The sequence below is a fragment of the Jannaschia seohaensis genome, from assembly GCF_900116765.1.
Taxonomy (GTDB): domain Bacteria; phylum Pseudomonadota; class Alphaproteobacteria; order Rhodobacterales; family Rhodobacteraceae; genus Jannaschia; species Jannaschia seohaensis.
The window spans coordinates 271216-291579 of the sequence record NZ_UETC01000004.1; the positions used below are offsets into that span (position 1 = coordinate 271216).

The window sequence follows — 20364 nt, forward strand, 5'->3', positions numbered from 1 at the left end:
CTATCCCTGCACGGTGGTCAGCGTGAACTGCACCGAGCTTACTGCAATCGTCCTCTCGAAGTAGCAGGAGGAGCGCCGTGTCGAGTGCCCTTACATCATGGCTGGGAAACCGATGCAGAAAGCTCGCGGCGCCCTCGGACTGATGGCGGCTCGCCGCTCGCTGGGGAAAGCTTCAACGGTCGGCTCCGTGAAGAATACCTGAACGCGCACCTCTTCGGTGGTCCGCACCTTGCCCGCCGATTGACTGCGGCATGGCGCGACGACGACAACCATCACCGCTCGCATACGCGCCTCGACGGGCTCACGCCGCGGGAATATTTCAACAGGTCAGAGAGGGACCCAACCCGGAGCGGACTCAGCTTCTTATCGAGGACAACAAGGGGAGCGGGTCACCTGGCTTTTTCATGCGCTACCGAAGGCAGGCCAGCTTGACCCAGGAGGCAGATCTTCCGACAGGTAAGAAATACTGAAGTCAGGCCTTCTGGCCCAGCGGGCTCAGCGCACGCATGAAACGAGGCATCCAGTTGAGAAGCTTGGCGACGGCTCCGCGTCGTTGCGGAGCCGCCTTGCGGTTATGAAGATCGAATTCCTCCTGCGAAGGCAGTTTCGGTAGCAGATCGGCTTTTCTGATCTTCGTTGCACTTACCGTCATTTGACACATCACTCGATACACACTCGTTACGCTCTTGCGTGTCGCCCTGGCGGGAACACGACCGCTTACTCTCATCACGATACCGGTGGGAGGCGACGCGATGAACATTACCAGTTGGTCATTTCGCCGGACCTTCCGAAAACAATTCTGGCCGCGGCGGTCGAAAACAGCAGAAACCGATGACAATCGGCCAACATTCAGGCGGTGGCAAGTGACCTGCATCTGGTCGTCTGTCGGTTGAAGTCCTGCGCCATGGGGCGCTAGGCTAACGGCGGCACGCTGTGCATCTTTGTCTCGACGTGACTCCGGCGGCGGTATCGTTCCGGGCCACCCTGGGACCGACGGCGGGCCTGTCCCACGATCGTCGTCTCCACAGCGCAAGGCTGAGAAATTCTCGGTACATACGGCCTTGTTTCGGGCCATGGTGACGGCTGAGATGGCCGTCCATGGCATCGCGTTGCTTCGGGTAGGATCATGGCGTGAGCGCCGCGGTCGGCAATGGCGTCATAGCATTTGCGCGTGTCCTAGGCGACCTCGGCATTAATGCTGCTGAGCCGTTCGTCCGCTGGGATCTAGCCGAGCAGGTCCGTCAGCAATGGCACGTCGCCGATATGGTTTCCGGTGACCTCGATCGCGCGGGTTTTCAGTGGTTCCTCATTAATCCCGAGCCACCTCTGTCCCCATATCTGCTGCATATGTGTACAATGGACAGAGTGGGGAGGATCTCGCAACGTGGCGATATTGATCCGGGCCGGGGGGACTTTGCACTTTACACGCCACGGCTGTCTTCGGCAGCTATGGATCAGGCGCATGCATAGAATTGTCGCAAAAGAGAGCGAAAACGGCCCGAAAGTCGCCACCGTGCCCGCTTATTGTCCGGTCTGCAATCGGGCTTCCATGTCGTTTTCAAGGTCGAAAACAGGTACGGTCAACTTGGCGAAATGCTCCCCTGTAATTCCCTTGCCTCGCCTTGCGCGGAACGCATTCAGTTCTATGAACAACAAGGGAATAGCCGAAGACTCAGCTTCGGAGAACCGCTTGCAGCACTGTGTGCCGGCGATCGAATTCGGTCGGGAGGAGGAGCCCCGTATTGTCGGGGGTAGGATAAAATGGTTTGATCCAGAGCGAGGCTTTGGCTTCGTGCAGTCCGAAGAGGTAGACTGCGATATACTGTTGCATGCCAACGTCCTTAGTGAGTTCGGACAAACTTCGATCAGCAGCGGAAGTCTGGTCAGGATTCTTGTTCAGGATCGCGCTCGCGGACTGCAGGCCGTCGAGTTAATCTCCGTGAAAACGCCGAACCCAGACGGCCCTGTCGGTACCGGGCATGATTTGACCGACCTCACACGGCCAGTCGACAGTTCCGTGCCCTATCTGCCCGCGCGCGTAAAGTGGTTCGATCACACGAAAGGCTTCGGCTTCGCAAACACCTTTCGCGACGACAGGGATGTCTTCCTGCATGCCAGCGTCCTGCAACGCTTTGGCTTAACCAAATTGGCGCCTGCTGAAGCGATCTGTCTGCGTGCCGTCGATCGTGAGAACGGTCGCGTGGCCGTAGAAGTTCGGCGTTGGAACTTCCCGCCACCCACAGTCGCCCATTCTGATGCGACATCCTTGGAAGGCGATTCAAGGTCTCACCAAGACGAAGGCAAACTGTGACAACGGCTGTCAGCGAGGCCCGACGCTGATGGAGAGAGGATCATCACATCTGGATGCCTCAGAAGCGTGGAAGCCGAATTAGCTTATCCGGTTGAGGCGCGTCTCGATAACTTCGCCGAGTTCGGCGTCTATTCCCAATTCGGCCAGACGTCCCAGGGCGCGTTCCGCCTTGCAGCGGAAGACCGCATATTCGCGTCCATCGTCCTCGCTGACGACCGGATAGGTCAGTCGGTCGATTTGTAGCCCGACCAGAGCTGCGGTTCGCTGCAAGGGAAGAGGTGAAAGCGTGAGGAACGAGGTGCCACCCGCTTGCGTGACGATCCGGACCAAGCCATCGATGATGAGGGCCAGGCACTGCATCCTGCGAAGCCTCGACCTTAAGTGATCGGACACAACGAGACGGGTTCCCTCCCAAGTCTTCTCTGGCGGGTAGGCCGCCGGATCGAACCCTATCGAGGGGCCTCCTGCCATGAGTCCCCGGGAGAAGTCGTTGAGCATATAGGTGTAAATGCCCCAGGAGGCATCACAAGGTTGGCAGCGCGCGCCCCCGATGACCTGCCCGCCTTCCAGGACGATGGAGTATTTCGCCAAAGGCGTGTCATACTGGTCCATCTCCACGATCCCATCGGTCGGGAGCCGCCAGCCCAACTGGTCGACGAAGAAACTCTTCCTCAGCTTGAGAAAGTCATAGAAGGCAGACCCATGCAAATGCATGGTCGACATGTCGAACGTTACGCTGCGCATCTGCTGCTCGTGCCCTTTTTGGGCTAAAAAGGCAGATATCTTAGGTAAATGTTAACGTCTAACCGGAGGTGAGAGCGTCATGGTCGTCAAGTGAGGTATTAATCACACAGGCGCTCAGAGCAGGCCGTATCCTACCGCCAGGGAGACCGCATGCGGGGTCGTCCGCGCACCGAGCTTGTCCTTGGCGCTCCGGAGGCGCTGCTTCACGGCCCCTTCCGAGATGGAGAGCTTGAATGCGATCTCCTTGATGAGCTCTCCGTCTCTGATCGCGGCCAGGACCTCAGTCTCGGCTTCGGTGACGTCGTCCGGCGCTGTCAGATCGGAAAACAGAAGCTCCAGCCTGCGCTCGAGTTCCTTTATCTCACTCGGCTCGAACTCTCTATCGGAGCGGCAAAAATTTCCGAAGCTTCTGATGCTCGCATCTTGTTCGTCCCGGATCGAGATCGCCGCACCGAAGTTGAGGTCGTATCGCGCGGCCTCCCGCAGGACCCCGGCTGTATCAGAAATGTCGATCTCGCTCCATCGAATGGAGCCCACGTTGCAATAGACCCACCGGAGTACGGGATCCATCATCAGCAGACCCTGCTGGGTGTACTTGTGCACCCATGGGCGTGGTAGATCGTTATACTCGAATTCAGGAAGCAGGAACTCGATCCGGAAAGCGATGTAGAATCCGGCATTCGCCATCTCATCGAAACCGTAGTCCCGGATCTGGGATTCGGTGACCGTCATGTCGAAGAACCTTCGGTCACAACGGCGTTGCGTCGCCTACTCCCAGTCGGATAACGAGAAGCGACGGTGGGCACAGCGCGCGTAGTATGGCCCCTCATGAAGGTCGATCGAGGGACGAAAACATGGATAAAGCTACTCAGCTCATCGGCCTGTTCGATGGCCTCGATGAGATGAGTCCGAGCGGATACGCCATCGGGCTCCATCTCAGCTTCACGACGTCGAAGTACATCTTCCAGGCATATCCCCGTGAGTGGATGGAGGTGTACTCGCGCAAAGGTCTGATCTTGCAGGATCCCACCATTCGCTGGGGGGTCGAGAACACCGGCGCGATACGCTGGTCCGATCTGGAGCGCTCGGACCCGGGCGGCGTCATCAACGAGGCTCGCTTGCACGGCTTGGTCGAGGGCGTCTCCATTTCGTTTGCGACAGATAGCTCCCGATCCCTGGCCAGCTTCGCCACGCCAGGCGAACGTTTCGACGACGCGACCGTGGCGGAGCTCTCCGGAAGGCTCCGCAAGATGCACGAGATCACCGCCGATATCGAAGCGGATTCTCCAGAGGACGAGCGTATCCGACGCTTCGCAGCCTCTTTGTCCGTCAGGGGATCCCACGGCGGCTCCTAAGCCCGTCTGATGGGGCCTGCCGTCGCCCTAGGCGAAAGGTCTGCAGGTTCGTCTGGGTCGCCGAAGAAATCTATCTCTGCGGCGAGGGACAGGGTCAGACCATCGACGCGATGGGGCGGACTGGAGAGATAAGGATCTGCTTTGACGAGGCGTGTGGGCGTCCGTGGGTCGAAGCCCTCTTTGATCAAGGCGCGCGCCAGCAAGCAGGTGGCTCGCTCCAGCGCGATTATGCTAACTCCTTCTGCCCAGGCGGTCGATGTCCGCCGCCCTGCGATGAAGGTCTCGTCGTGAAGTATCGTCAACATCGAGCATTACCAATTTTCCGTAACTTATCGACTTGCACGCTGACAACAGTTCGACCGACATGCGGTTTCCTGGGGGCCTATTCGCGTCACAATGTTGGAGCTAACGATGCGTCAACGGCCATTCCCGGCCCTCGACTAGGCCGGGAGGGGGGTGGCCGCCTCATGCTCTGGTCCGGCCCTATCGGAGCAGAGCAGCGGAGGCCGACGTAAGCTCGCCTGTCGCCCAATCTGAAACAGAGCGTTCGTGAATATGAGTGGGGCCTGAACTTTTGGCAATGCAGCCCCGGGTCATTCCGTTTGCTAGAAAGTTCAGGCGGCACATGTTTGTAAGTGGTTATAAGTTAAGATAAGTGGTGTTCGTGTTACGGATGCCGGACAGCCTAAGTGGTGTCGCTTCGCTGAGACAGACAGCGCCTCTAGTGAGAGGGAGCTGTTTCAAGGCGAAAGGTTCTGTCCGGTATCTTCCGTTTTGTCGCGAGTATGGTTGCAAGGAATATCGGTTAGCCAGTTGCTCGGCTTGGGTGCGCGTGGCGGGGTGAACTGTAACGAATGTTGGAGTTCCCCCGGTTTTGTGGACGGTTATGGGCTAGAGACCTCTAGTGTGCCGAGTCTGACGCTCGCTACCTGTTCCCCCTGATTTCGTCGAGGGCGTCGAGGGCGCGGCGTTCGCGGGCGAGGATGTTCTGGGCCGACTTGGTCCAGGTGAAGGTCTTCGGGCCGGCGTTGTGCTGGAGGAGGTAGTCGTAGATGGCAGCTTCCAGGTCGCCGACGCTGGTGTCGCTGCCGCGCCGGATGCGCTTGGCCGTGATCTCGGCGAAGAACCGTTCGACGAGGTACAGCCAGGACGCGCTGGTCGGCGTGAAGTGCAGCCGGAAGCGCGGGTGCTGCGACAGCCAGGCCTTCACCTCTGGCGTCTTGTGGGTGTCCGGAACTTGTGCCGGTCGAGAAGCTCGCATTCGAAGGTGGCGAAGAAGCTTTCACACATCGCGTTGTCGTATGGGAGACGACCCTCGAGGCGCTCAACGAAGGCGCCGCCGAGCTCGAGCACCCGCGCGCCGTTCCTGCGAGATGGCAGACCCAACCCGAGACAGGGGGCAGGGCAGCCATACCCGACGATGGCCCCGATCGATATTGCACGGATGGCGATGGCCCCCCCGTGCGTTCCGAAGGACAACGCGAGGTGGTTCATTGCGTCCAGCTACGCCCAGCCCGACGCCCGGTCCCATGCTGCGCAGGCGGAGCGGGGCACGTTCTGGGCGCTGCCGGTGGACGTCGATAGCGGCAACCCCTCGCTGGAGGCCGTGGAAGCTGCGTTGATGGCGGTCTTGGGGGACGTGCGGTGGCTGGTCTACTCCAGCCGCTCCGCCACCGAGGACGCCCGCAAATGGCGAGCCTTGGTGCCGCTGGAGGGACCCTTGCCGGGCGCTGATTACGCGGACACGCAAGCCGCCTTCTTTGCACTGCTGGACGCCGAGGGCCTTGCCTGCGATCCCGCTCTGACGCGACCCGGACAACTGATCTACACCCCAAACCGGGGCGCGTTCTACACCTACTCGCTTCGGAGCGACCCGCCGCGTCTGACATTGACCGCAAGCGCGGTGGTCCGGCAGCGTGAGGCCGACCGGAGCTTGCGCGCCGCGGCCGAGGCAGCGCAGCACGCCCGGACCGAGAGGCTGCGTCTGGAACGGCTTGAGCAGCTACGTGACGGACCATCGCCCATCGAAGCATTCAACGCGGCAAATCCGGTTCCCGATCTTTTGGCGCATTACGGGTACCTCCGGGCGGGCGCGTCCTGCGACTGGCGTAGTCCGATGCAAACCAGCAAGTCCTACGCCACCCGCGCGGCCTCCGACTGGTGGGTGAGCCTGTCCGCCTCCGACGCGTCCTCAGGCTTGGGGGCGGTTTCGAGAGCAGGCGCGGCCTACGGCGATGCCTTCGATCTTTTCGTTCACTTCGAGCACGGCGGGAACCGCGAGACCGCATTGAGGGCCGTGCTGGCCGGACTGTGGGAGGGCGGCTCATGCTGATCCCCATCGCGCCATCAGTTCCGGCCCCTGATCCGATGGACGGCGAGCCGGAGCCGTCTGATGCCATGGCCGTGCAGGCTGCTGACCCTAACGCTTGGCCCGCGCCGGACATGCGGCTCCTTTCGCCCGATCTGCCGCCCGCTCCGCCGCTACCGCTGAAAGACGTATTGTCGCCCCGCGCGGCCGCATGGGTCGCGGCGACGGCCGAGGGCGCGGGCGCGCCCGCCGATTATGTCTTGGCTGCGCTTCTTGCCGTGGCATCCGCCGCAATGGGCAACGCGCGTTGGGTGACGATCTGGCCGGGGTGGTCCGAGCCGCCGACCCTCTGGACGATGGCGATAGGCAACCCCAGCGCGGGGAAGTCGCCCGCCATCGCCTCCGTTCTGGCGCCCTTGGAGGCGGCGGAGCGGCCCTTGCGCCGGGAGGCCGAGGACGCGCGGGACGCATGGGCGAAGTCCGCCAAGTTGGCGGAGGTAAAGGCGGAGGCATGGAAGGCTGCCGTCAAGGCGGCGCTGAAGAAGGGCACCGAGCCGCCGGAGTTGCCCGAGGACGCGCGCACGGGCGAGCCGCCGCATCTGCCACGTCTAGTGATCCGTGACGCCACCGTGGAGAAGGTGGGCACGATCCTGCATGCCCATGCGGGCCAAAACGTTGACGGTCACGTTGCGCACGCCGAACACGACAACCCTGCCCAACACGACGGAGGCAGACCGGAGCTATGCGCTGGACCTGCTGGAACGCTGGGGGCTGGTGGCGCCGCCCGCGCAGGGCGTTGACCTGATCGAGGATGACTGACGTCTCTCCCATCGCGCTACTGAGCGGCATCATCGCCCAGGGAGGGAAGGTGGCGGCAGACAGCTATCGCGACTGCGACGGCTATGGCCCCCTCGTGACTGCGGGTCTGGTCCGACGGGAGGGACTTGTTTCGTCGGTCCTATGCGAGGCGTGCGATATTGGCCACGAAGCGCCCGTCCTCTACGAAAGTGACACCTACGGCCATGTCTGCCCCGAGGCTGGTTTCGTGCCGATGGCCCGCGGCGACCTGATCGCCATCGCGCCTGATCTTGAAGTGTTGGCGACGCAGATCGCTGGTGCGCTGGGGTGCCGCGAGCGCGCACCGCGGCACATTGGCGATGGCATCTGGCATGTCGGAACCGTGCGAACCGAGGCGGCGGACGTTGGGGTCTATTTCTGCGCGCGTTTACAGACCTCTGATGACCTGCACTTGCTGGACGCGGCATTGCGCGATCAGGTGCGCAGGCGCTTCGGGCTGGTTCTGACGGCACATGGCACGCTCCAAATGCCGGGCATGACCACAGCTCCGCTCGATCAGGTGATCGGGTTCGATGGGGCGCGCGGCTGTCTGGTCGCCGACGCCGATCCGACCACGCTCGTCAATGCTCCGATTACGCGCAAAGGTGGGCGCCCGAATCTTCATGGCGAGCGCATCAGGGCGATCATCGCGGATCGCACTACGAGCAGTCAGGCTGAGGTGGGCAATAACGCGGAAGTCCGCGCGATTCTGGCCGAATACCAGCAGAAACACCCCAACGAACCACAGCCGTCCCGTTCAACCATCCGACGCCACCTGTCTGCCGCGCGGGGTGGTTCATAACTGGTCCATAACCGCGCCAGTGTTTTGGACCACCTGCCGTTCGCCATCGTCCGCCCGCACTCAAACAAAGGAGTATGGGCTATGGCGGACATCACCGAAATCTTGAACCAAGTGCCTCAGATCATGGCTGTTTCACCGAACGAGGCAGCTCGTCTGTGCAGTATCGGTCGCACGACGCTCTATGCTGCCCTGTCCTCGGGCGAGTTGAAGAGCGTTAAGATCGGTACGCGCCGTCTGATTACGTTGGAGGCGCTGCGCGAATGGTTGCAGCGTAACGAAACCGCTGGGGGCAAGTGAGGCGTAAATGCCGAAGCAAGCCCGCCTGACAGGCATTAAATCGCTGCGCTGCTATACAGTGGACGAGGCGGCAGAGACGGTCGGCGTCTCTGTCCGCACCGTGCGCAACTGGATCGGGGCGGGTCTTGAGGCGATGGATGACGACCGCCCGATGCTGATCCGCGGCGATGCGCTGCAAGCTTTCATTCGGCAGCACCGCGCCCGCCGAAAGATCAAGGTCACCATGGACGAATTCTACTGTCTTGCCTGCCGCGCGGCGCGCAAGCCCGCGGGCGGCATGGCCGACTGCACCATCCGCGAGGGGCGGGCGATGCTGACCGCGCTCTGCACCACCTGCGAAACCGTGGTCAACAAGCCTGTGCCGGTGGGGCAGGTGCCCCTGATCGCGCGCCGCCTCGAGCTTGCAATCACGCGGCATCCGACGTCACCGGCGCCTGCTGATCATGAGGCATGAGAGCACATTAAGGTGTTGGACAGTCTCCCCCCTGTTTTTCCGCTTCGCGTCCCCCTCCATCGGCACGCTTTCCAGCACGCCCAAATCATGCTGACGAAAGGACCTGGTACCATGAAACCCGCAGCCCGCCCGCTTGAGAAGAACGAACGCGTCAAGCGTCAGTTCATGGCGTTCCGCAAACACGCCAAGCAACTGTCCGAGAAGACGCTGGACCGTGAACTAGCCGCGTTGGAGACTTTCGATGTCTGGAACGGGCGCAAGGATTTCGCGCGCTTCCATGTCGAATGGGCCATCGGCTTCCGCGGGCATCTGGATCAGGCCAGGGGGCGCGACGGCAGACCGTTCAGCAAATCCACCACCCGCGCGATCATGGGCACGCTACGCGAGTTCATCCTATGGCTGTCGCAGCAAGACGGATTTCGCCGCCGCATCCGCCCCGCCGATGCCGACTACTTCCGGCTGTCCCGCCGCGACGAAGCCGAGGCCCGCGCCGCTCCCGAACGCCCCGCGCCAAGCCCGACGCAGGCACGGCGCGCGCTGTCTCTAATGCCCGCGGGGACGCCGCGCGAGATGCGTGACAAGGCAGTGGTCGCGTTGCTGATTTTGACCGGCATCCGCGTGAAGGCGCTGGTGTCGTTGCGACTCAAACATGTCGATCTGGTCGAGAAATCGGTCATGCAGAACCCGCGCGAGGTGGCCACCAAGTTCGGCAAGCGCATCGATACCTTCTTCGCCAAGGGGTTCGATGAGGCCGAGGTCGCGCTGGCGGCATGGATGGCGCATCTAGATCAAACCGCCCTCTACGGCCCGGACGACCCGCTGTTTCCGGCCACCGCCATCGCGCCGCGCGCCAATTCCGGGTTTGCCGCCAGTGGGTTCGAGCGCCGTCCATGGAAGAGTACGGAACCCGTCCGCCAGATCGTCCGGGCGGCATTCGAGGCCGCCGGCCTTCCCAACTACGGCCCGCACGCGTTTCGACACATGCTGGCCCGCCACGCGGCCAAGACGGCCAAGTCTGTCGCCGAACTGGTCGCCACCTCCCAAAACCTCGGCCACACCGATGTCCTGACAACCTTGCGCAGTTACGGCCAGATCAGCCGCGAACGCCAACGCGCTCTGATCACCGGTCAAGCCGAGGATGACCTGCTTGAATGATCCGTACCGGCCTAAGCAACGGACGCCAGGCGTGGGGAAAGTGTAGGAACGTCCTGCTCTGGTCTCAAAATAAGATAATAAAACAGATGTTTGAAAAATTAAGTGGCGAAAGCGAATTCCGAGTCCGAACGTTCTTCGAACTACAGGAAATTGAGAGTGAGATATCTTTCTGTCTGTGGCAGCGTGCCAGCCAGCGAGCGTGGAGGCTGTCACGATCCGAGCACTGCCCACAGGCACATCAAGGCGGGCAAACACTTGCTGGTCTTGACGCTACTGCGCTCGGGTGCCGCACGACCAGACCAAAAGGATCGTCCAGGGGCGACGAGCGGAAGCGACATTCCGATTCCGCGAAGGCCAACCGCATCTCGCCTCTCCTGCAAGAGCCCTCACAGATGGCCGTGACCCTCCGTGGGAAACACAGCCTTTTCGCAGATGCCGCCCTTTCGCGTCCGGCACCGCGTCGGCGGTGCCGAGACCGCAATACCGCATCTAGCTGAGCCGGTCTCGCACCATCTTCCCCGTCGCCTTTAGAGTCAGCCCGTGCAGGCTCTCCAAAATGAGCATCCGGGACCTGGGCACAACGTCCATATCGAGACACCCGCCCTTCGGCGAGCGCTTGCACCCCGCGGTGTACTCCTGGTTGGGCCGGAACATCTTGAAACCCACGGCCGCGTTCAGCGTCTCCAAGGGATCGGCCCCTTCGCAGATCTCCGCTGGCCGGTCCTCAGCGCTCCAGAACCTCGCCAGCTTCTCCATCAATCCTGCGCCCGCTGCATCTATCGGCGTTGACTCGCGGCATCTCGCCCAGGGAGATAGGTTTCCGGAACTTTTCAGCTATGTCTCTGGACTCACGACGTGAATCCCAGGCAGGCTTCGTGCAACAAGGCCACGACGCGCAGGAAGGAAGAAGGCGTTGGAGTTTATTTTAGACATCGGATCGAAGATGTCAGATTTTATTTTCTGGGCATCATCTTTCCTGACCACCCCCCGGGCGCCCGGCTTGGTTTCGATCGGGATCTTGATTTGGCTCCTGGTCTCCATTTTGGTTGTGGGTATCAGTTCTCACAGAAAACTGAATGCCCTCAAATGGCTAGGAGGTGAAATTCGGACTACGAAAAACGAGGCCGCGTTCGCCGCCCAGATTAACAAGATCAGTCAGCAGGCCAAAAAGGTCCGCACCCGAAGCGGCTACGCCCATATCACAGCCGCTTGGGACGAGTTTCGAGAGACCCTGATAGAGGATAAGAGCGCCGATCCACCGGTCTTGCGAAACAGTGTGCGCCCCTCGAGCTTCTTCAATCTTGAGGATCTTCATTTCGGCCCGGGGTTCTTCCGCTACATGCCAGGCCTGTTTGTGACGGTCGGGCTGTTCCTCACGTTTCTCGGACTGATCTCGGCGCTTCAGGTGATGGAGGGAGAACTGAAGAATGCTGAGGGAGATATGCGCGATGGCCTCAGCAATCTTCTAGGGGCGGCATCCGCCAAGTTCATCATGTCTCTGACCGGACTGCTGGCTTCTATCGTCTTCACTATCGTCCTTCGCTCGCTCACGGGGCGGGTGGATCGTCGGATCCACGCACTCTGCGCCGATCTTGAGACTCGATTGAGCTTCATCAGCCTCGAGGCGGTCGCGATGGAGCAGCTCGAGATCGCCCGCGGCCAGAAGGACAGCTTCCAGGAGATCGGTACAACACTTGTCGCCGAGCTAAACAATTCCATGCAAACGGAAATACCGCAGTCAATTTCCAGTTCCATCAGTACAGCGATGGCGCCGCTGCTCGACCAGGTCGGCAAGGCCGGCACCGACGGGGTCGGCCAAATGGTGACTGATCTGTCTTCACGCTTCTCGGAAGACATCGGTCGGACCCTTTCCGACGCAAGCGCGCAGCTTTCCGCCGCGGGAGATAAGATTGCGAGCCTATCCGAACGCATGGACCGGAGCTCCGGCCAGATGGGACAGGAAATGGAGGCCTCCATAGGCAAACTCGCCAACGCGGCAGAGGATCTGTCTACCCGTCTTGCATCCGCGGCTGAAACGACGGACGGAACCCTGAGCGCTGGCGCAGAGAAGCTCCTCGAAATTATGAACGAGACGCTCAAGGGAATTCGACACAACACCGCCGAAGGGACGGATGCACTGAAAGAGGCGGCTGCGGATATGCGCGCCTCCGCCGGAACGTTCCGCGAGGAGCTCGACGCCGCCGCTACCAGCGGATCCGAAGCGGTCCGCTCCCGGATGGAAACGGCCGGCGCCGAGGTCGAAGGGACGATCTCGGAGGCGGGCCGCGGGATGGCAGACTTGGTCACCCGTAGCGGGCAGGACCTCCTGTCCGCAACGGACGAGTTCCGCGAAAAGATCCGGGCCGACCTGGTGGAGCCGATCACCGAGGTAGTGGACCAGTTCGACAAGTTGGCGGACCGGCTGAAAGACGGGTCCGGTCAGATCGCGACCGCGGCAGGTCACATCAAGTCCGGCGGAGAGACGACCCGGTCTGCGGCCGAAACTCTCATAGCTGCGTCGAGGGACCTGCATGCGGCCACAGGGCCGGTACGAAGCAGCGTGGAGCGGATCGAAACCGCGACTGATGGGCTCGCGAAGAGTACTGCGGAGGCCGCCGAGACCGTCACCAAGTCTTCAAGGGAGACTGCGGAGAACGCCGCGCGGGTTCTGGATGCAGCAAAAGCCGCGCTGAGTGGGGAGCAGAAACTGATCGAGACCTCCCTCACGAAGTTGGGGGAGGCGCTGGACCATATGGAGCGCCAGCGTGAACAGATCGATGACATGGACGACAAGCTTGGCGTGGCGTTCACTCAGTTTGCCTCTCATGTCAGGACATCACTCGACACCTTCGCCGAGCATGTCCGCAAGATGAACGGCGAGCTGGCACCTGCGCTGGACACGATGCGAGAGATCGTTGACCAGGCTGAGAGGTTCCGTCCTGAGCAGAGGCGCTGAGCATGCGCAGGCTAGAGCGGAACCGGGCACGCACGGAGGAGGAGGAATCCGTTTTTGTCACGATGACGGACATGACGATCAGCTTCCTCCTGATCATCATGATCCTGCTCGCCTTCTTCGCGACCCTGATTAACGACGAGGAGTTCGCACTTCCGGAAGTGTGCGAGAACATTCGCGATCAAGATGTAAGTCAGGATTTTTCCGCTGAAATTGTGGGCGACTGCATCGAAGAACTGGTTGACCAAGTAAAATCACTAGAGGCGAGATTGGCTCAGGCTTCTCGGGAAAATGAAGACCTAAGGGAAGAGCTAGGACAGTTAAAGAACGAGCAGTTACCGATAGCCAACCGGCTGGAAACTTACATGTCCCAGTCCACGGAACAACGACGCGAGTTTCTCGACAAACTCCGAGAAGGGCTGCTGGTCGAGTTTCCGGAGCTTCAGGTCGTAGTCAGCCCGGAACAGGACGCGCTCCGGTTCCAGGGGGAAGGTCTGTTCCGCAGCGGATCAAGCCGCCTTGAGCCACGTCAACGCGAAATCGTGGAAACCTTGGGTCGGCTCCTGGACGAGACCCTTGTCTGCTTTACCCTCGGGGAAAGGGCGGAGCGTGGGCCGGATTGTAAGAGCGGAAACGCCCTAATCGAGGCGGTCCAGATCGAGGGGCATACCGATAGCGATGGAACCGATCTTAACAATCTGCGCCTGTCAACCGAACGTGCAAACGCGACCCTGCTCGTGATGCTTGATGAAGACCGGTCTATTCTCGAACATCAGAACCTGCGGGGGCAGCCGGTCATGTCCGTCTCCGGCTACGGGGAGATGCGGCCGATTGAAAAGAACGATACGATCGAAAGGAAGGCCGCGAACCGACGGATCGATCTCCGGATCATTATGTACGCCCCCAGTAAAGTTATGGATGTGGAAGAGGTCGAGCGCCGGCTCGATGCGCTGCGCGATGCAGGGGAAGCGCAATGAGTCTCTTTGATGCGCTTGAAAATGCGGGGCGGCTCTCGCCCCAAGCAGTTCCGGAGATTCGGTATTTGCGAGCGGCCGCTGACCGGGTGCGGGAACGCTGGCCAGACGTTCAGGTGGCCAGAACTGAGAAGGAGCGCGAGGCGCTGGCCCAAAGGCTCCGGGATCGTGTTGAAAGTGGCGATTGGGAGGGCACCCGCCTCTCCTTCGTAGTCGCCGCGGCGTCGGCCGTTTTCGATGCGGAACGGCGGGAGCGTCCCGACCTAGCTCGGACGCGAGACTTTCTCTACGCTGAGGTCGCCGCATCAACATCCGAGACTTTCTTGTCCGGGTTGCTGCGCACTTATCTCGACAGCTACGCCCCCGAGGGTGCGCACACGACCGCGCTGGCGACCGCACTCGTCACGGCGGCGCCACGGATGAGCGCAACCGGCCGTCTCCTTCTAGACGCTGTCCCGGAACTCATGGATCCCGTGTCAGGTCCGGATCGGCTCGCGGCCCGGATGTCGAAGATGTCTGACCCTTACACGGAACTCCTCCGTCTCGGGGTTCGCAACCCGCATGGCGGCGGGTTCATGGATCTGGCCCACCTGTCCCTGACCTCTCTCGTCCGGCCGCATTTGTCCGAGCGGAACCTGATCGACTGGTATATCAAGTGGCTACGGCCACCGGGCAAGTCGGCGGGCCTCAACACCGGGGCAGAACAGTCGATAGAAGCCTTGATTGATCCCTGGTTGGAAAAAGCTCCTGCAGACGAGCTCAGGTCGTACCTCGTGGAAGCCCTGATCGAGCTCTACGGGGACCCGCGGATCAAATCCGGGGGGGTATGGGGCGCCATTGGCGAGCGCTACATGGCAGTCGTGCACCGCTGGCTGACACGGGAAGATATGCGCTTCTTCACCGGGGTTGTGGACGCGACCCAGAAAGACCCCATGTGGCCACCGCGCCGGGACTTCTGGCTGAAGCTCTATGATGAGGGCAAGATTGACGCGGCCTGGGCGGCCTTGTCCTCTCAGGCTTTCGAGTATACCCGCCAGCACCTCATGCGTCAGGATGCGAAGAACGCCTATACCCGGGTCGGGTATCAGCAGGCGCGCCAGAACACGTCCCTCCTGATCATGAAAATCGGTAATAAGATAATGGTGGACGGGTGTCACAGCTACCGGACGCACGTGTTCGACATCGGGGACCCCATGGCTCCGAAGCTGTTCGAGGAAGGGTATGATTGTGATCAGATCATGCGCGCCTCTGACCGTAGGGCTAGAGGTGCCTCAAAATCACACAGCAGCATCCCCTCCTGGAGCCGCTGGGTCAGGGACATGATGAACGCGGATGTTCCATGGTCGCAACAGACCCGGGCGTATACAAAAGTGTTTCGCCCGCGTCCGCCGAAACGCAGATATGCACCACCACGGCAGCCCGTAACAGGGCGCTACACTGATCTGCAGCCAGCTGTACGCACTTTTGGCGCCGCAAACACCGATCAAGACCTGTTCAGTTCGACAGGTGCGACACGAGCATCTTCTGGTAATGGACTTATCAGTCCCGTCCGTCGAGCTGCCTCACCTCCCGCAAGTGTTGCTGCCGCAAGGCGCGTTCATCCTGATCCCTTGGGGCTAGTGAAACCCACCTCCGGTGATGCGTCCTCATTGAAACAGACCCGGTTCGCCAGCCATATGGACCGGATGATCGCTTACGGTCCTGCGGCCGCCGCCGCGGTCCTCGCATATCTCGAGGCACCGGAGAAAGGCAGGACCCGACCAGCCCTATCGCCGAAGTCTCGAGAAGGCTTGGCATGGGTTCGGGCGGTAAAGGGCGACCCTCCACTTCGTTTGAGAAACGCGCTGGAGTATCTGCTTCTCAACCTGAAAACGAGCGGTGTGGATCTAGATGACCTATTCGCGTCAGCCGGTGATCCCCCTGAAGTAACGGATCAATCCGCTCGGCACGCGACCATTCCGCGAGAATCGTCGGATTCTAGCGAGCAGAAATTTCCACCGCTCCCAGATCATACCGATGGGCGCCTGGACCTGCTCCGGAAAAATGCCGATGCACTGGAGGACCTCGGGATGTGGCAGAGCACGTTCGAAGAGCGCAAGGAGTTGGCCATTGCGATAAAGCGGCTTCGATCGCAAAGCCCACATTTGCGAGCGGATCAACGCGCGAAACTCTATGCGCTCTACGAGAAGCTGCGCCTTGGCGGAAAGCGCGGACGAAAATGATCCAGCTGAGCTATGATCAAGACGGGGTTACCCTTGAGTTCAGGTCGCGCCAGTCCCTGCTGGACCGGCTCCTCTCACGCGGGATGGATCCGGATTTCGATCACGATAAGCGGCTGAGCTTCGCGTTGGCCGATCTACGAGCCACCGCCGAGAAGACCGGCGATCAGGTGGAGATCGGGAGTGACCGGATTCGGCTATCTCACAGGACGCTGAGCGCGCTCTCCTCGGAGACGGCGGACGCGCTCGGTCTTCCCCCCTTGGTGGACCTCACCCTGCGCACGGACGTCATGGGCCAGATCGGCAGCCCCGATTTCCACCTGACCCATGACTGGGTCCGGGCGGGCCGCAAGCAGATCGCCCATCGGACCGGCGCGATCCTGGAGACATCGGGCGACGGGGCCGACGGGCTTCGCCGCCTTCCCGGATGGATGCTGGACGCGCTCGAGGTGGCGGACCAGTTCCGGGCCGGCTCTGACCTCGACGAGCACTGGGAGGCGCTCGCCCGTTTTAGGCGCGCCCTCGAGCCTGGGGTCCGGATGGACCAGGCCGACGCGGAGGCACGCCTCGGGATGACCGATTTCCTCTTTGGGCTCGAGGTGACCCTGACGGACCGGTTCTCGATCAGCCCGCGGGGCGAAGACCAGTTCGCGATCATCCCGTTTCTCGGCGAGACGGTCGAGGCCGCAGAACGTGACGGGGAGCCAATCAGCGAGGCGGAGGCGGAGCTGCAGGAGGGTCGGCTTCGGGCTTTCCAGGACAAGGCGTTCGCCCGGGGTGCCCGCCCCGCTTACAAGCTCGGCGCGCAGAGTTACCTGGTCGTGGACCCCACCGCCGCTCCGGTCCTCAAGGTGATGGCGGACATGCAACGAGCGGATCCGGTCGCCCGGGCCGCATTCGTTCGCAACCCGCGTCAGAGGATTACGGAAGCAGTCACGGACCATCTGCGATCACGGGGCAAACTGGACGGGCTATCGCCGGCCCAGGAGCAGGAGCTGATCGAACAGGCGGCGGAGCCAGCCTTCGTCGAAACACGGGAATACTCAGAACGGGTGATCGGGCTCACCGTCTATGAGAAACCGGCGCTCGAAATCACTGGGTCCGGGACAACATGGCTGCCTGAGGCATTTACCGAAGCGGCGGCCGAGAAGATCGAGGCATTGCCCCCGGATCAGGTCGAACGGCTCATCCATCAAGTGGATGCGGCGATCGCGGCTGGGGAGCCGACGGTGAACGTTAATGGCGCGGAAATCCCAGCGACCCCGACAAGCCGCACCGCGCTGGAGCAGCGTCTCGAAGCCATCCGCATTCGGGAAGAGCCAGAAGATAAGTCAGTGATCGAGGAGGAGGTCGATCCGCGGATCGGACCAATCATCCTCGACACCTCGGACAACCTCGAGGACCTAAACTGGGCTGCAAAGATCAGACCCCGCGCCCAGCTCGCCCCAGACACGCTTCCGGACGTGGTGAAATCGACCCTCAAGGGGCACCAGACAGAGAGTTTTTTGTGGAAGCAAAAAGCTTGGGCTGCAGGCTTGCCCGGCATCCTGAACGCGGATGAGCAAGGGCTAGGGAAAACCCTGCAGGCGATCGCCTTTCTCGCGTGGTTGAAGGAAAACATGTCCCGCATGGAAGCCGGGCGCGCCGGGCCAGTCCTTGTGGTGGCGCCCACCTCGCTGCTTATCAACTGGGAGGAAGAGGTCGACAAACACCTGCGGGCGCCTGGGCTCGGCAACGTGGTCCGGCTCTACGGGTCAATCCTAGGAGGCAAGAAGCGACCCGGTCAGCAGGGCATCGAAACCGATAGCGGAAACGCGCTACTGGACCTGCGCGATCTAGAGGAGGCGATCGATGAGAGGCGCGGGCACCGTTACTGGGTGCTGACCACCTACACTACGCTGACGAACTACCAACACTCGCTAGCGAAGATCCCCTTCTCGACCGCCGTATTCGATGAAATTCAGTCAGTAAAAAACCCCGTCAGTTTGCGCGCCAAGGCGGCGCTCGCGGTCAACGCGGATTTTCGGATCGGGCTGACAGGCACCCCCATTGAGAACAGTACGGTCGATCTCTGGGCAATCATGGAGCAGCTTATCCCGGGCCGTCTGGGTTCGTTGAAGGCGTTCCGAGAAAGGTTTGGGGAGCCGGCAGAGGGGAACATGCGCGAGCTCTATTCGCAAATGTTCGAGTCACAAAGCGGCCTTCCCCCGGTTGCGCTGCGTCGTCTGAAAGAGGATGTCGCCCGCGACCTTCCAGAAAAGTCGCGCCGTTTGCACCCGCGGCTCATGCCGGAACCGCAAGCCTCTGCTTACGAGGAGGCGCGTGGAAAGCTGGCTTCCGGCACCCGTGGCAGCGCACTCAAGATGCTTCACCATATACGGTCTGTCTCCGTACACCCGAACGCGTCGTCACCGACGGAGGACGAAACCTATATCAGCATGTCCGCCCGTCTCATGGCGGCAATGGACATCCTGCGCGGGGTGCGGGACCGGGGCGAGCGCGCGCTGGTCTTCATCGAGCACGTGAAGATGCAGCACCGGTTCATCGAGCTCACAAAACGGGAGTTCGTTCTTCCTCGTGTCGACCTGATCAACGGAAATACCCCGATCCCGCGCCGCCAAGAGATCGTGAACAGGTTTCAACGACACCTCGATCGTGATGAGGGCTTTGATCTTCTGGTGCTCGGCCCTAAGGCAGCGGGGACCGGGCTGACGCTAACGGCAGCCACGCACGTGATCCATCTGTCACGCTGGTGGAACCCGGCTGTGGAAGAGCAGTGCAACGATCGTGTCCATCGCATCGGGCAGTCCAAGCCCGTCACCGTGCACGTCCCGATGGCGATCCACCCCGGGTACCAGCACAACTCCTTCGACTGCCTCCTTCACAGTCTTATGGCCCGAAAACGGCGCCTTGCCACTTCCGCCCTCTGGCCGATGGGAGATACTGAGGAAGACGCGAGCCGGTTGCAGCAGATGCTCTCGGAAGGCGGTTCAGCGCGAGCTGAGCATCCCGTCTCCGCCGCTATGTCAAACATGTTCAAACGAGACGATACACCAATGGGCGCCAAAAACGCGGACGGGTCGATCTCGTATCAGTAACTGACCATTGAAGAAGCCGGCATTCAGTGAAGGCTGTCCTTCAACAGCAGCGTTTCCGTGCGCAGTCATCTGATGGGCTTTATTGCAGACCTCCGGCCATGCAGGAGTCACGTCAAGAATCCTCGCGGTTATGGGAGACGATCCTCGAGGCGCTCAACGAAGGCGCCGCCGAGCTCGAGCATCCGCCCGACCGCTTGCAGATGATCGACAGCACGGTCGTTCGGGCGCACCAGCATGCGGCCGGCGCCAGGGGGGAGGACTCCGCGACAGGGTATTGGGCGCTCAAGAGGTGGCCAGACGATCAAGATCCACCTCCGCGCTGCAACGCGTGGGGCCTGCCGACACGCACCGACGTAACGCCGGGCCAGCTCTCCGACCACAAGGGCTTCGGCCTCGTCATGGGCGACGATCTGCGCGCACCGCGCGTGCTGCTCGCCGACAAGGGCTACGATGCCGACCGCATCCGCGACTGGGCCGAGGCCCGCGACGCGACTCCCGTCATCCCCATGAGTCGCAACCGAAAGACCCGCGCGGGCGTCGACCGGACGTTCTACGCTCTGCGCAACCCTAGTCGAGCGTTGCTTTGGGAAGCTCAAGAAGCCGAGGATGACGCGCTTGATTGATCCGTACCGACCCCTTCAACAAACGCCAGGCGTGGGAACAGGTGTGGGAACGCTATGCGCGGATTTCTAAATTCCGTGGTAAAATCAGGACCTTAGGGAAGGTATGTGGCGGAGAGACAGGGATTCGAACCCTGGGTGGGCTTGCACCCACACCGGTTTTCGAAACCGGCCCGTTCGACCACTCCGGCACCTCTCCGCGCTCGAGTGGTGGCGCGTCTTTAGGCAAGCTCTTGG

The 20364-nt window shown here is 61.4% G+C and carries 16 protein-coding genes, 1 tRNA gene and 4 pseudogenes; 15 read left to right on the forward strand and 6 right to left on the reverse strand.

Translation table 11 applies throughout. The features are described from left to right. Position 1: 1 nt before the first annotated feature. A pseudogene (locus DTQ71_RS11550) lies at positions 2-345 on the forward strand (integrase core domain-containing protein); the annotation flags it as partial. Positions 346-472: 127 nt separating this feature from the next. On the opposite strand, the gene DTQ71_RS23170 reads toward DTQ71_RS11550, so the two are convergent. After that, positions 473-652: a hypothetical protein gene (locus DTQ71_RS23170; protein WP_146204845.1), complete on the reverse strand. Its 180-nt coding sequence runs from the start codon at positions 650-652 to the stop codon at positions 473-475. Positions 653-1645: 993 nt separating this feature from the next. On the opposite strand from DTQ71_RS23170, the gene DTQ71_RS11555 reads away from it, so the two are divergent. After that, on the forward strand, positions 1646-2311 hold the full coding sequence (locus tag DTQ71_RS11555) for a cold-shock protein (protein ID WP_109564438.1): 666 nt from the start codon (positions 1646-1648) through the stop codon (positions 2309-2311). 78 nt (positions 2312-2389) lie between these two features. Here DTQ71_RS11555 and DTQ71_RS11560 read toward each other — a convergent pair whose 3' ends face one another. Together DTQ71_RS11560 and DTQ71_RS11565 are read right to left on the reverse strand one after the other, a co-directional pair. After that, positions 2390-3055 carry an acyl-homoserine-lactone synthase gene (locus DTQ71_RS11560; RefSeq protein ID WP_109564439.1) on the reverse strand — a complete coding sequence of 222 codons (666 nt, stop codon included), beginning with the start codon at positions 3053-3055 and terminating at the stop codon, positions 2390-2392. 114 nt (positions 3056-3169) lie between these two features. Next, positions 3170-3787, reverse strand: coding sequence for a helix-turn-helix transcriptional regulator (locus tag DTQ71_RS11565; RefSeq protein WP_109564440.1), 618 nt, complete (start codon positions 3785-3787; stop codon positions 3170-3172). A gap of 122 nt (positions 3788-3909) precedes the next feature. Between DTQ71_RS11565 and DTQ71_RS11570 the strand changes: the two genes are divergently transcribed. Continuing rightward, positions 3910-4410 carry an autoinducer binding domain-containing protein gene (locus DTQ71_RS11570; protein WP_170125409.1) on the forward strand — a complete coding sequence of 167 codons (501 nt, stop codon included), beginning with the start codon at positions 3910-3912 and terminating at the stop codon, positions 4408-4410. Positions 4411-5335: 925 nt separating this feature from the next. Here the strand turns inward: DTQ71_RS11570 and DTQ71_RS11575 are convergent. Continuing rightward, positions 5336-5638 (reverse strand): annotated as a pseudogene (locus DTQ71_RS11575) (IS630 family transposase); the annotation flags it as partial. 222 nt (positions 5639-5860) lie between these two features. On the opposite strand from DTQ71_RS11575, the gene DTQ71_RS11580 reads away from it, so the two are divergent. The 7 genes and pseudogenes from DTQ71_RS11580 (at position 5861) to DTQ71_RS11605 (ending at position 10263) form a co-directional block, all read left to right on the forward strand. After that, a complete protein-coding gene (locus DTQ71_RS11580) occupies positions 5861-6742 on the forward strand; it encodes a hypothetical protein (RefSeq protein WP_146204846.1) in 882 nt (293 codons plus the stop codon). A gap of 269 nt (positions 6743-7011) precedes the next feature. Further along, positions 7012-7323: pseudogene (locus tag DTQ71_RS24900) on the forward strand (DUF3987 domain-containing protein); the annotation flags it as partial. Between the two features lie 55 nt (positions 7324-7378). Next, on the forward strand, positions 7379-7537 hold the full coding sequence (locus tag DTQ71_RS24295; RefSeq protein ID WP_245947460.1) for a hypothetical protein: 159 nt from the start codon (positions 7379-7381) through the stop codon (positions 7535-7537). Beyond that, positions 7530-8357 (forward strand): hypothetical protein, encoded by an 828-nt coding sequence (locus tag DTQ71_RS11590; RefSeq protein WP_109564444.1) that lies wholly within the window; start codon positions 7530-7532, stop codon positions 8355-8357. Before DTQ71_RS24295 ends, DTQ71_RS11590 begins: the two co-directional genes overlap by 8 nt. Positions 8358-8438: 81 nt before the next feature. Beyond that, positions 8439-8654 (forward strand): helix-turn-helix domain-containing protein, encoded by a 216-nt coding sequence (locus tag DTQ71_RS11595; RefSeq protein ID WP_109564445.1) that lies wholly within the window; start codon positions 8439-8441, stop codon positions 8652-8654. Positions 8655-8661: 7 nt separating this feature from the next. Next, positions 8662-9108, forward strand: a complete 447-nt coding sequence (locus DTQ71_RS11600) for a helix-turn-helix domain-containing protein (RefSeq protein ID WP_109564446.1) — start codon at positions 8662-8664, stop codon at positions 9106-9108. A gap of 111 nt (positions 9109-9219) precedes the next feature. Next, positions 9220-10263 carry a tyrosine-type recombinase/integrase gene (locus tag DTQ71_RS11605; protein ID WP_170125410.1) on the forward strand — a complete coding sequence of 348 codons (1044 nt, stop codon included), beginning with the start codon at positions 9220-9222 and terminating at the stop codon, positions 10261-10263. 489 nt (positions 10264-10752) lie between these two features. On the opposite strand, the gene DTQ71_RS11610 is transcribed toward DTQ71_RS11605, so the two are convergent. Next, a complete protein-coding gene (locus DTQ71_RS11610; protein WP_109564448.1) occupies positions 10753-11019 on the reverse strand; it encodes a hypothetical protein in 267 nt (88 codons plus the stop codon). 157 nt (positions 11020-11176) lie between these two features. On the opposite strand from DTQ71_RS11610, the gene zorA reads away from it, so the two are divergent. The 5 genes and pseudogenes from zorA to DTQ71_RS11635 all read left to right on the forward strand — a co-directional run. Next, on the forward strand, positions 11177-13219 hold the full coding sequence (gene zorA / locus DTQ71_RS11615; protein ID WP_109564449.1) for an anti-phage ZorAB system protein ZorA: 2043 nt from the start codon (positions 11177-11179) through the stop codon (positions 13217-13219). A gap of 71 nt (positions 13220-13290) precedes the next feature. Further along, positions 13291-14193 (forward strand): OmpA/MotB family protein, encoded by a 903-nt coding sequence (locus DTQ71_RS11620; RefSeq protein ID WP_170125411.1) that lies wholly within the window; start codon positions 13291-13293, stop codon positions 14191-14193. Continuing rightward, positions 14190-16412: an EH signature domain-containing protein gene (locus DTQ71_RS11625; protein WP_109564451.1), complete on the forward strand. Its 2223-nt coding sequence runs from the start codon at positions 14190-14192 to the stop codon at positions 16410-16412. Before DTQ71_RS11620 ends, DTQ71_RS11625 begins: the two co-directional genes overlap by 4 nt. Then, on the forward strand, positions 16409-19507 hold the full coding sequence (locus DTQ71_RS11630; protein ID WP_109564452.1) for a DEAD/DEAH box helicase: 3099 nt from the start codon (positions 16409-16411) through the stop codon (positions 19505-19507). Before DTQ71_RS11625 ends, DTQ71_RS11630 begins: the two co-directional genes overlap by 4 nt. Before the next feature lie 128 nt (positions 19508-19635). Next, a pseudogene (locus tag DTQ71_RS11635) lies at positions 19636-20113 on the forward strand (IS5 family transposase); the annotation flags it as partial. Between the two features lie 123 nt (positions 20114-20236). Here DTQ71_RS11635 and DTQ71_RS11640 read toward each other — a convergent pair. Next, a tRNA-Ser gene (locus DTQ71_RS11640) sits at positions 20237-20326 on the reverse strand. Positions 20327-20364 lie beyond the last annotated feature (38 nt).